Genomic DNA, 11,146 nt, shown 5'->3' with positions numbered 1-11,146 from the left:
GCCAGATGCATTCTTTATCGGCGCTTGGGTGAAAGGAGGAGGGGCGAAATCTCCCACGGTCTGTACTGCGTCAACAGTCAGAATCGGGCTTTGTCCCTTCTCCTCCCTTCAAGTCCTAGCATACAAGCGGGCTTGCTCGCGAATGCGTGGGTTCAGCTACAGATGGGTTGCTGACACACCGTCTTCGCGAGCAAGCCCGCTCCCACAGGGGCAATGCGTGATATCGAGTTCCATCGCCCTTCCCGCCAGATTGCGCATCAGTCTGGCTGGAGGGGCTTTTTTTTGCGCGGTTGTAACAAAAAACATACCGTTTGAACCCATGCCAAAAGCCCTGAAAACATTGAGCCAGAGCGTTTCGAAAAGTGTATAGATTGTAAATGCAATTTACTTCTGTTTGAGAATCAATACCATTACGGCGCACGGAGAGCGCTGGATGCACGACAAAAATTCAGACGCCTCTCGTTCAATCGCCCCTCCTAAAGGACTTTGTGGACATGTCGTCTCAATTCAGGCTCAGCCATCTCTCGCTGGCGTTTATCGCTACCCTTTCGTCCCCCGCGCTGCTGGCGCAGAGTGTGGAAAAAGAGCGCGATAAAGTGCCGATCCAAGCGACAGACCTGCCGGTGGATGGCACGCCCCAAGCCCTGGTGCTGGGCGAAACGCGTGTATTGGGCACCGCTGCCGAAGAACTCAAGCAGGCGCCCGGTGTGTCGATCATCACCGCCGAAGACATCAAGAAACGCCCGCCCACCAACGACCTGTCGGAGATCATCCGCCGCGAGCCGGGCGTGAACCTGACCGGCAACAGTTCCAGCGGCAGCCGTGGCAACAACCGCCAAATCGACCTGCGCGGCATGGGCCCGGAAAACACCCTGATCCTGATCGATGGCAAGCCGTCCACCTCCCGCAACGCCGTGCGTTATGGCTGGAGCGGCGACCGCGATACCCGTGGCGAAACCAATTGGGTGCCGGCCGAAGAAGTCGAACGCATTGAAATCCTGCGCGGCCCGGCCGCCGCCCGTTATGGCTCCGGTGCCATGGGCGGTGTCATCAACATCATCACCAAACGCCCCACCGACCAACTGCACGGCTCGCTGACCGCTTACACGGCCTTCCCTGAAAACGACGCCGAAGGTGCGAGCAAACGCACCAACTTCAACCTCAGCGGCCCGTTGACCGACACACTGGCGTTCCGCGTCTATGGCGGCCTGAACAAGACCGACGCCGATGACGCCGACATCAACCGCGCAGCACAGGCGACCCCAGACTCGCTGGTGGCCGGCCGCGAGGGCGTGCGCAATAAAGACGTGAACGGCTTGCTGAGCTGGCAGTTCACCCCCGAGCAAACCCTCGACCTGGAAGCCAGCTACAGCCGCCAGGGCAATATTTTCGCCGGCGATACCATGCTCAACGGCGGTGGCGCGTTCGTGGAAAGCCTGGTGGGCAAGGAAACCAGTGTGATTCAACGCAGCAGCTTTTCGGCCACGCACCGCGGCGAGTTCGACTGGGGCTCGACCCTGGCTTCGCTAACCCACGACCTGACCCGCAACGAACGCCTCAATGAAGGCCTGGCCGGTTCTGGCGAGGGTGCGCCGTCTGCCAGCGCAGGCCGTTTCGAGTCGCGCTTGCGCAACACTCGGGCCACCGCCGAGGTCAACCTGCCCCTGAGCGTCGGTGCCGAACAGGTGCTGACCCTGGGCAGCGAGTACCTCTACGAGTCGATGAACGACCCAGGCTCGTTGCGCCCGCAAAGCTATGACCCAGGCACCGGCGGCGTCCCCGCCATCCCGGGCGTGAGCCGCAACAGCACCAAGACCACCGCCTCGAGCTACGCCTTGTTTGCCGAAGACAACATCGAGCTGGGCAGCAAGACTGTCATCACGCCTGGCTTGCGCTTCGACGACCATGAGGAATACGGCGGCAACTGGAGCCCCAGCTTCAACGCCTCGCACCAGTTGACCGATGAATTGAGCATCAAGGGTGGCATCGCCCGCGCCTATAAAACACCCAACCTGTACCAGTCCAACCCGAACTATTTGCTGTACAGCCGTGGCAATGGCTGCAACGCCAGCGAAGCCAACATGGGCGGTTGCTACCTGGTGGGTAATCGCGACCTGAAGCCGGAAATCAGCGTCAACAAGGAAATCGGCCTGGCTTTCGACAAGGGCAGCTGGCGTACCAGTGCGACGTACTTCCGTAATGACTACAAGAACAAGATCAACGCCAGTAACGAGGCGGCCTTCCGCCTGGGCAACGGTCGCCGCGTGCTGGAGTGGGAAAACAGCGGGCCCGCCTTGGTGCAGGGCGTTGAAGGCAACCTGTTCATCAGCCTGCGCGATGACTTGAACTTGAATACCAACCTGACCTACATGATCGACTCCAAGGACAAGGACACCGGCGAGCCGTTGAGCATCATCCCCAAGTACACCGTCAACACCACGCTGGACTGGCAAGCCACTGACAAGCTGTCTTTCCAGGTCAGCGGCACCTATTACGGCAAACAAGAAGCACCGACGCTCAACTCACGCAGCGCCAGCAGTTACGAGCGCAGCGCCCAGCAGGACGTCGACCCGTACGGGTTGATAGGCCTGAGCAGCGGCTACGAATTCAGCAAAAACCTGAGCGTACGCGTGGGCATCAACAACCTCCTGGACAAGCGCCTGTCTCGCAAAGGTAACGCCGACGACGCCGGTGCCCAGACCTACAATGAACCGGGCCGCGCTTACTTCGCGTCGGTGACTACATCGTTCTAAGGCATTGTTTGAGGTCTGAAAAGCGCCTCCCGCCAGCTATAGGCTGGCGGGAGGCGCTTTCTTTCTAGCGAGCCTACGTTTGGCTATCGCCTTCGTCTGCGTCGTCGCTGTCGGGCTCGTCGGTAGTAGAGTCATCATCACCCTCGCTGCCGCCCTGGCCCTGATCGCCTGGTTCGGCTTCGGACTTGGCCAACTGCAAGTGCGATGCCTGACCACTGGTCACCACCGCTGCGCTCGGCACCGGGTTATGCGCCCAGGCCGTCGACATCCCCAACGACAACAGCACCAGCACTTTCATCAACAGCACTATTCGTTGAAAAATACTCATGATCGATTCCGTCCAGTCAGTAAATGGGCCCCGCACGGCAGTCATTAACTGCCACCAGCGTTTACGCTAGTCGCGATGCCGGATTACCGCCAATCCCCAGCCTTTAGGAGGTCAAAATGTGGGAGGGGGCTTGCCCCCGATTACGGAGTGTCAGAGCCCAATACACTGGCTGACACACCGCTATCGGGGGCAAGCCCCCTCCCACATTCTCTGAACCGCTCAAACCTTAGTGGTGTTCGCGGGTCGCGCGGAACTTCACATCCGGCCAGCGCTCTTCCATCAACGCCAGGTTCACCCGCGTCGGCGCCAGGTAGGTCAGGTGACCACCGCCGTCGATCGCCAGGTTTTCCACGGCCTTGTTGGAGAACTCTTCCAACTTCTTCTTATCGCTGCAATCGATCCAGCGCGCCGAATACACGGTGATCGGCTCGTAGGAGCACTCCACCTTGTATTCCTCTTTCAAGCGGCTGGCGACCACGTCGAACTGCAGCACACCCACCGCGCCGAGGATGATGTCGTTGCTGCGCTCGGGGAAGAACACCTGGGTGGCGCCCTCTTCGGCCAATTGCTGCAAGCCTTGGCGCAGTTGCTTGGACTTGAGCGGGTCACGCAGGCGCACGCGGCGGAACAGTTCCGGGGCGAAATGCGGAATGCCGGTGAAGCCCAGGGCTTCGCCTTCGGTAAAGGTGTCGCCGATCTGGATGGTGCCGTGGTTGTGCAGGCCGATGATGTCGCCGGCAAACGCCTCTTCCAGCTGTTCACGCTCGGAGGAGAAGAACGTCAGGGCGTCGCCGATGCGTACGTCCTTGCCGGTGCGCACGTGGCGCATCTTCATGCCTTTTTCGTACTTGCCGGAGCAGATGCGCATAAAGGCGATACGGTCGCGGTGTTTGGGGTCCATGTTCGCCTGGATCTTGAACACGAAGCCGGTGAATTTCTCTTCCACCGGTTCCACGGTGCGCTCGTTGGCAACGCGGGCCAGGGGTTTTGGCGCCCAGTCCACGACGGCGTCGAGCACGTGGTCGACACCGAAGTTGCCCAGCGCGGTACCGAAGAACACCGGCGTCAGTTGGCCGTCGAGGAATTCCTGCTGGTTGAACTCATGGCAGGCGCCCTGCACCAGTTCCAGCTGGTCGACGAAACGATCGTACTCGTCGCCCAGGTGGGCACGGGCTTCGTCGGAGTCGAGCTTCTCGATGATCTTGGTTTCGGTGCGTTCATGGCCGTGGCCGGCGGTGTAGACAATGATGTAGTCGTCGGCCAGGTGGTACACGCCCTTGAAGTCGCGGTAGCAACCAATCGGCCAGGTGATCGGCGCGGCTTTGATCTTCAAGACGGCTTCGATTTCATCCAGCAACTCGATGGGGTCGCGGATATCGCGGTCGAGTTTGTTGATGAAACTGACAATCGGCGTGTCACGCAGACGGCACACGTCCATCAACGCGATGGTACGCGGTTCGACGCCTTTACCGCCGTCGAGGACCATCAGCGCCGAGTCCACCGCGGTGAGGGTGCGGTAGGTATCTTCGGAGAAGTCTTCGTGCCCCGGGGTGTCGAGCAGGTTGATCATGTGCTCGCGATACGGGAACTGCATGACCGACGTGGTAATGGAAATACCCCGTTGTTTTTCCATTTCCATCCAGTCGGAGGTGGCATGGCGGTCGGATTTGCGCGATTTCACCGTGCCGGCCACCGCGATCGCCTTGCCCATCAGCAACAGCTTTTCGGTGATGGTGGTCTTACCGGCATCGGGGTGGGAAATAATGGCGAAAGTGCGGCGTTTCGCGACTTCGGCGGCCTGGTGGGTCATGGGAAATCGCCTGGCAGGTGAGTCAAAAAAGGGCGGCGAGTATAGCGCAAACGCGAGGGTACGGACCACCGTTGAGCCCATTGGGGGTGGCTAAATGCGCCCAAGTGTGGAACCTTTTAAAAGGTCGAGACGTCCACTCCCCTGCTATCGCACTCGGAACAGGGGCTGAAATATCAGCAAGTTAGCCTGACGAGGCTGCGCTCATGGCTCGATCGCATACTGCATTGCCAGTATCGGCGAGTTGCTTTTCGCGAACTCATTCAGAGGCAGCCAGGAATGGCAGTGCCGCCGGAAAATGTGTTCGCCGACAAAAGAAAAAAAGGAGTCCGCCTGTGGCTATTCGCTATGGCAAAGGGCTGATAGGAGGCGCGGTTGTCGTCGCGCTCCTGGCCCTGCTGGTCCACTGGATCGGCATCAACACGATCGAACTGTACCGCGACGATTTGTTGTTTTACCTGCAAGCTCACCTGATTCTCGTCCTAATCTCCATGCTGGCAGCCCTGATTGTGGGCATCCCCGCCGGTATCCTGCTCAGCCGACCCAACATGGTCGGGCGCGCAGAACGTTTCATGCAGATCTTCAACATCGGCAACACCATCCCTCCCCTGGCCGTACTGGCCATCGCCCTCGGCGTCCTCGGCATCGGCAGCGGCCCGGCCATCTTCGCGCTGTTCCTTGCCTCGCTCCTGCCCATCGTACGCAACACCTACGAAGGCCTGAAAAACGTTCAGGGCTCCCTCAAGGAAGCCGCCACCGGCATCGGCATGACGCCGCGCCAGGTGCTGTTTCGCGTGGAGCTGCCCAACGCCGTGCCGATCATCATCGGCGGTGTGCGCGTGGCCCTGGCGATCAACGTCGGTACCGCACCGCTGGCGTTCCTGATTGGCGCCAACAGCCTGGGCAGCCTGATCTTCCCCGGCATCGCTCTGAACAATCAGCCGCAACTGTTGCTCGGCGCCGCGTGTACCGCGCTGCTGGCATTGCTGCTTGATGGCCTGGTGACCATGGCTAGCCGCCTCTGGCTGGAACGCGGGTTACGCCCGTCTTAAGCCCGGTAAAGGAATTCACATGAAAAAACTGAGCTTGATATTAGGCTGCGTCCTGCTGCTTGCAGGTATTGCGCAAGCCGCCGAAAAACCCGTGATCCGCATCGGCGCCCGGGTGTTCACCGAGCAGACCCTGCTCGCCGAAATCACTTCCCAATACCTGCGCACCAAGGGCTACGACGCCCGCGTGACCGGCGGCCTGGGCAGCAACCTGGCGCGCAGTGCCCAGGAAAGCGGGCAACTGGACCTGATATGGGAATACACCGGCGTGTCGCTGGTGGCCTACAACCATATCGACGAGAAACTCGACAGCGAACAGTCCTACGCTCGGGTCAAAGAACTCGATGGGAAAAAAGGTCTGGTCTGGCTATCGCCGTCGCGCTTTAGCAACACCTATGCGCTGGCGCTGCCGGAGAAGGTCGCCCAGGAACATCCCGAGATCAACAGCATCAGCGACCTCACCAACGCCATGGCCGAGAACACCAAAGAGCACCGTCTGGTCGCCCTGGATACCGAGTTCGCCAACCGCTCCGATGGCCTGGCCGGCATGGTCAAGCTGTACGACATGAACCTGACACGCAAGAACACCCGGCAAATGGACGCCGGCCTGGTCTACACCGCACTGCGTAACGGCCAGGTGTTTGCCGGTTTGGTCTACACCACCGACGGGCGCCTCAACGCCTTTAAGTTGAAGCTGCTGGAAGACGACAAGCACTACTTCCCGGACTACACCGCAGCCCCGGTGATCCGCCAGGAGTACCTCGACAAGCACCCGCAACTGGCCGCGGAACTCAAGCCTTTGGCCCACCTGTTCGACGACGAAACCATGCGCCAGCTCAATGCACGGGTCGACGTCGACCATGAAAGCCCGTCCGCCGTTGCCGCCGATTTCCTGCGCCAACATCCAATCAACTAAAAAGGAGAAGACATGGAATTTTTGAACGCCTTTTCCCATCTTGATTGGGCCCAAGTCCTGCACTTGACCTGGCAGCACATCACGCTGGTCGGCATCGCAGTGATCCTGGCGATCTTTATTGGCGTGCCCCTGGGCATTCTGATGACGCGTTTTCCGACCCTGGCAGGCCCCCTGCAAGCCAGTGCCACGGTGCTGCTGACGGTGCCATCCATTGCACTGTTCGGCCTGCTGCTGCCGTTCTACTCCAAGTTCGGCCAGGGCCTGGGGCCAATGCCGGCGATCACCGCCGTGTTCCTGTACTCCCTGCTGCCGATCATGCGTAACACCTACCTGGCCCTCACCGGCGTAGAGCCAGGCATTCGCGAAGCCGCACGCGGCATTGGCATGACCTTCGGCCAGCGCCTGCGCATGGTCGAACTGCCGATTGCGGTGCCAGTGATTCTCGCTGGCGTGCGCACCGCCGTGGTGATGAATATCGGTGTGATGACCATCGCCGCCACCATCGGTGCCGGTGGCCTGGGTGTACTTATTCTGGCTTCCATCAGCCGCAGCGATATGTCGATGCTGATCGTCGGCGCCGTGCTGGTCAGTCTCCTGGCCATCTTCGCCGACCTGCTTCTGCAATGGCTGCAACGCTCGCTGACTCCAAAAGGATTGCTCAAATGATCGAACTTCAAAACCTGTCCAAGACTTTTCAAAGCAACGGCAAGACCGTCACCGCCGTCAACGATGTAAGCCTGACCGTCAACGAAGGCGAAATTTGCGTATTCCTGGGGCCCTCGGGCTGCGGCAAGAGCACTACGCTGAAGATGATCAACCGTCTGATCAAGCCCTCCTCGGGCAAGATCCTGATCAACGGCGAAGACACCACCGACCTCGATGAAGTAACCCTGCGCCGTAACATCGGCTACGTGATCCAGCAGATCGGCCTGTTCCCCAACATGACCATCGAAGAAAACATCGTGGTGGTGCCCAAGCTGCTCGGTTGGGACAAGCAAAAATGCCACGACCGCGCCCGCGAATTGATGAGCATGATCAAGCTGGAGCCCAAGCAGTACCTGCATCGCTACCCGCGTGAATTGTCGGGTGGGCAGCAACAGCGCATCGGTGTGATCCGCGCCCTGGCGGCGGATGCGCCGCTGCTGCTGATGGACGAGCCGTTCGGCGCGGTCGACCCGATCAACCGCGAGATGATCCAGAACGAATTCTTCGAGATGCAGCGCGCGCTGAACAAGACCGTGATCATGGTCAGCCATGACATCGACGAAGCCATCAAGCTGGGTGACAAGATCGCCATCTTCCGCGCCGGCAAGCTGCTGCAGATCGACCACCCGGACACGCTGCTGGCGCACCCGGCCGACGAGTTCGTCAGCAATTTCGTGGGCCAGGACAGCACCCTCAAGCGCCTGCTGCTGGTAAAAGCCGAAGACGCGGCGGACAACGCCCCGTCGGTGAGCCCGGAAACACCCGTGGCCGATGCGCTGGAATTGATGGACGAGCACGACCGCCGCTATGTGGTGGTCACCTGTTCGGAGAACAAGGCGCTGGGCTACGTACGCCGTCGCGACCTGCACCGCCAGGCCGGCACCTGCGGCCAGTACCTGCGCGAGTTCAATGCCACGGCGGCGTACGACGAGCATTTACGCATCCTGCTGTCGCGCATGTACGAGTTCAACCGTTCGTGGTTGCCGGTGATGGATGCCGAGCGCGTGTTCCTGGGTGAAGTGACCCAGGAGTCGATTGCCGAGTACCTGAGTTCCGGTAAATCCCGTGGCGGCAAGACCAGCATTGTCTCGCCTGCCGAAACTGCTTTGGCTTGATAGATCGCTATCGCAGGCAAGCCAGCTCCCACAGGGGAATGCATTCCAGCATAAGAATGCAGTTCAAATGTGGGAGCTGGCTTGCCTGCGATGAATACACCGCAAATCCATCTGATTGGCCCCATCCGGGGAACATCAATCCGTCACACCGGTCGGTTACATAAGTAGCTGCACGCGGCCGCGCGACGAACGCGTGCAAAAACGCGACATTTTTAGTTGATCCCACGCCCGCCAAGCCCTAAAGTTCGCGCCGAACGTCCATGCTGGAAACGATCCATCCGGCTCAAGTACTGACGACGAGACAGCAAGGCCAAGGGCAGCTTACCCCATGGCCTTTTTGCTTTCGGCGACATGCCTTGGGAAGTAGGCGAACCAAAGTGGGGATACGGAGGACGTTCATTTGCACCCATTGATCAAATTAGTTTGCCCTTAGGAGTTCCCAGCATGTCGATCAACGTCGAAGATTATTTCGCGCGCGCCACTTTTGACAAAATGAAGGCGTTCGCCGACAAGCAAGAAACCCCGTTCGTGGTGATCGACACCGCGATGATCAGCCAGGCCTACGACGACCTGCGCGCCGGTTTCGAATTCGCCAAGGTGTATTACGCCGTCAAGGCCAACCCGGCCGTTGAGATCATCGACCTGTTGAAAGACAAGGGTTCGAGCTTCGACATCGCCTCGATCTATGAGCTGGACAAGGTCATGAACCGCGGCGTCAGCGCCGACCGTATCAGCTACGGCAACACCATCAAGAAATCCAAGGACATCCGCTACTTCTATGAGAAGGGCGTGCGTCTGTTCTCCACCGACTCCGAAGCCGACCTTCGCAACATCGCCAAGGCTGCGCCGGGTTCGAAAGTGTATGTGCGTATCCTCACCGAAGGCTCGACCACTGCTGACTGGCCGTTGTCGCGTAAATTCGGCTGCCAGACCGACATGGCCATGGACCTGCTGATCCTCGCCCGCGACCTGGGCCTGGTGCCTTACGGCATCTCGTTCCACGTCGGCTCGCAACAGCGCGACATCAGCGTGTGGGACGCGGCCATCGCCAAGGTCAAGGTGATCTTCGAACGCCTCAAAGAAGAAGACGGCATCCACCTGAAGCTGATCAACATGGGCGGTGGCTTCCCGGCCAACTACATCACCCGCACCAACAGCCTGGAAACCTACGCTGAAGAAATCATCCGCTTCCTCAAGGAAGACTTCGGGGACGACCTGCCGGAAATCATTCTGGAACCAGGCCGTTCATTGATCGCCAACGCCGGCATCCTGGTCAGCGAAGTGGTGCTGGTGGCGCGCAAGTCCCGTACCGCCGTCGAGCGCTGGGTGTACACGGATGTGGGCAAGTTCTCCGGCCTGATCGAAACCATGGACGAAGCCATCAAGTTCCCGATCTGGACCGAGAAGAAAGGCGAGATGGAAGAAGTGGTCATCGCCGGCCCGACCTGCGACAGCGCCGATATCATGTACGAAAACTACAAGTACGGCCTGCCGTTGAACCTGGCCATTGGTGATCGTCTGTACTGGTTGTCGACCGGTGCCTACACCACCAGCTACAGCGCGGTGGAGTTCAATGGGTTCCCGCCGCTGAAATCCTTCTACGTTTAACCCCACCCCCGATCGTTCCCACGCTCTGCGTGGGAACGCCTCCTGTGACGCTCTGCGTTACGCGCTCAAGTGCGGACGCGGAGCGTCCAGGGCGGCATTCCCACGCGGAGCGTGGGAACGATCAGCTCGTAGCTCGTTGCTGGTACAACTCGGCCATGGCGCGAATTCGCGGGTCATCCGCCCGTGCCAGCGCCTTGTGTGCCGTTTGCAGAAACTTGAGATTCCCGCCTGCCAGCGCCTTGTGCAACCACTCCAGCGCCGCGTCGACCTGGCCGCTGCCTGCCAGCACCGCCGCATGGCTGAACTGCCCACGAAAATCACCTGCCTCGGCTGAGCGGCGGTACCACTCAACGGCCGCCTCAACATCCTTGGGGCAATGCTGCCCGTCTTCCAGGTAACGCCCGAGCAGGTTCATCGACTTGGCATGGCCCTGTTCGGCAGCCTGGCGATACAGCGCCAGTGCTTGCGCCTGGTCTTCAACAACGCCACGGCCGGTAGCCAAGAGGTTGGCGTAGTTGTACTGCCCCCAATCCAACCCGGCGTGTGCCGCCAGACGATATTCCCGTGCTGCGGCGGCTTCATCGACAGCGCAGCCCCAGCCATGCTCCCGGCAACGCCCGATCATATTGCGCGCCATCAGGTGCCCGCCCTGCGCGGCAATCTGGAACCAGCGCAGCGCCAGGGCCTCATCGCGGGCAATGCCGCGCCCTTCCAGCAAGATTTGCCCGAGCAGGGCCTGGGCATCGACCACGCCTGCCTTGGCCGCGATCAGAATGGCCTGAGCGGCGCGCACCGGGGAGTCATCGAGCATGCTCTGCAATTGTTCGACATTGAGCACTTCTTCGCGGCGCAATAAAAAGCCCAT

General features: G+C 60.1%; 9 protein-coding genes. 6 read left to right on the top strand and 3 right to left on the bottom strand.

Annotated elements, in window-relative coordinates; all coding sequences use genetic code 11:
- The first annotated feature begins 494 nt into the window (after positions 1-494).
- Positions 495-2,753: a TonB-dependent siderophore receptor gene (locus JMV15_RS25565; RefSeq protein WP_038448901.1), complete on the top strand. Its 2,259-nt coding sequence runs from the start codon at positions 495-497 to the stop codon at positions 2,751-2,753.
- A 73-nt stretch (positions 2,754-2,826) separates the two neighbouring features.
- Here JMV15_RS25565 and JMV15_RS25560 read toward each other — a convergent pair whose 3' ends face one another.
- Both JMV15_RS25560 and JMV15_RS25555 read right to left on the bottom strand, forming a co-directional pair.
- The gene (locus JMV15_RS25560; protein ID WP_020301282.1) at positions 2,827-3,081 is read right to left on the bottom strand and encodes a hypothetical protein; all 255 of its coding nucleotides are present in this window, start codon (positions 3,079-3,081) and stop codon (positions 2,827-2,829) included.
- A 226-nt stretch (positions 3,082-3,307) separates the two neighbouring features.
- Positions 3,308-4,891 carry a peptide chain release factor 3 gene (locus JMV15_RS25555; RefSeq protein WP_003188476.1) on the bottom strand — a complete coding sequence of 528 codons (1,584 nt, stop codon included), beginning with the start codon at positions 4,889-4,891 and terminating at the stop codon, positions 3,308-3,310.
- A 332-nt stretch (positions 4,892-5,223) separates the two neighbouring features.
- On the opposite strand from JMV15_RS25555, the gene JMV15_RS25550 reads away from it, so the two are divergent.
- The 5 genes from JMV15_RS25550 (at position 5,224) to JMV15_RS25530 (ending at position 10,281) form a co-directional block, all read left to right on the top strand.
- On the top strand, positions 5,224-5,940 hold the full coding sequence (locus JMV15_RS25550) for an ABC transporter permease (protein WP_038448899.1): 717 nt from the start codon (positions 5,224-5,226) through the stop codon (positions 5,938-5,940).
- Between the two features lie 19 nt (positions 5,941-5,959).
- Entirely contained in the window at positions 5,960-6,853 is an 894-nt protein-coding gene (locus JMV15_RS25545; protein WP_014716892.1) for a glycine betaine ABC transporter substrate-binding protein, read from the top strand.
- A 12-nt stretch (positions 6,854-6,865) separates the two neighbouring features.
- Entirely contained in the window at positions 6,866-7,519 is a 654-nt protein-coding gene (locus tag JMV15_RS25540) for an ABC transporter permease (protein ID WP_003188473.1), read from the top strand.
- Positions 7,516-8,673: an osmoprotectant ABC transporter ATP-binding protein OsmV gene (locus JMV15_RS25535; protein ID WP_014716891.1), complete on the top strand. Its 1,158-nt coding sequence runs from the start codon at positions 7,516-7,518 to the stop codon at positions 8,671-8,673. Before JMV15_RS25540 ends, JMV15_RS25535 begins: the two co-directional genes overlap by 4 nt.
- Before the next feature lie 444 nt (positions 8,674-9,117).
- The gene (locus JMV15_RS25530) at positions 9,118-10,281 is read left to right on the top strand and encodes a type III PLP-dependent enzyme (RefSeq protein ID WP_038448893.1); all 1,164 of its coding nucleotides are present in this window, start codon (positions 9,118-9,120) and stop codon (positions 10,279-10,281) included.
- A gap of 121 nt (positions 10,282-10,402) precedes the next feature.
- On the opposite strand, the gene JMV15_RS25525 is transcribed toward JMV15_RS25530, so the two are convergent.
- Complete coding sequence (locus JMV15_RS25525) at positions 10,403-11,146, bottom strand: tetratricopeptide repeat protein (RefSeq protein WP_014716889.1); 744 nt, start codon at positions 11,144-11,146, stop codon at positions 10,403-10,405.

The sequence above is a fragment of the Pseudomonas paracarnis genome (assembly GCF_904063055.1).
Classification (GTDB): domain Bacteria; phylum Pseudomonadota; class Gammaproteobacteria; order Pseudomonadales; family Pseudomonadaceae; genus Aquipseudomonas; species Aquipseudomonas paracarnis.
The sequence above is the reverse complement of the archived record's forward strand: the minus strand, read 5'-3'. Positions and strand labels throughout refer to the sequence as shown.

What these genes read in the sequence shown, in the direction of transcription:
- JMV15_RS25560 (WP_020301282.1), bottom strand. Translation starts at nt 3,081, where the DNA reads ATGAGTATTTTTCAACGAATAGTGCTGTTGATGAAAGTGCTGGTGCTG.
- JMV15_RS25545 (WP_014716892.1), top strand. Translation starts at nt 5,960, where the DNA reads ATGAAAAAACTGAGCTTGATATTAGGCTGCGTCCTGCTGCTTGCAGGT.
- JMV15_RS25525 (WP_014716889.1), bottom strand. Translation starts at nt 11,146, where the DNA reads ATGGGCTTTTTATTGCGCCGCGAAGAAGTGCTCAATGTCGAACAATTG.
- JMV15_RS25555 (WP_003188476.1), bottom strand. Translation starts at nt 4,891, where the DNA reads ATGACCCACCAGGCCGCCGAAGTCGCGAAACGCCGCACTTTCGCCATT.
- JMV15_RS25530 (WP_038448893.1), top strand. Translation starts at nt 9,118, where the DNA reads ATGTCGATCAACGTCGAAGATTATTTCGCGCGCGCCACTTTTGACAAA.
- JMV15_RS25565 (WP_038448901.1), top strand. Translation starts at nt 495, where the DNA reads ATGTCGTCTCAATTCAGGCTCAGCCATCTCTCGCTGGCGTTTATCGCT.
- JMV15_RS25540 (WP_003188473.1), top strand. Translation starts at nt 6,866, where the DNA reads ATGGAATTTTTGAACGCCTTTTCCCATCTTGATTGGGCCCAAGTCCTG.
- JMV15_RS25535 (WP_014716891.1), top strand. Translation starts at nt 7,516, where the DNA reads ATGATCGAACTTCAAAACCTGTCCAAGACTTTTCAAAGCAACGGCAAG.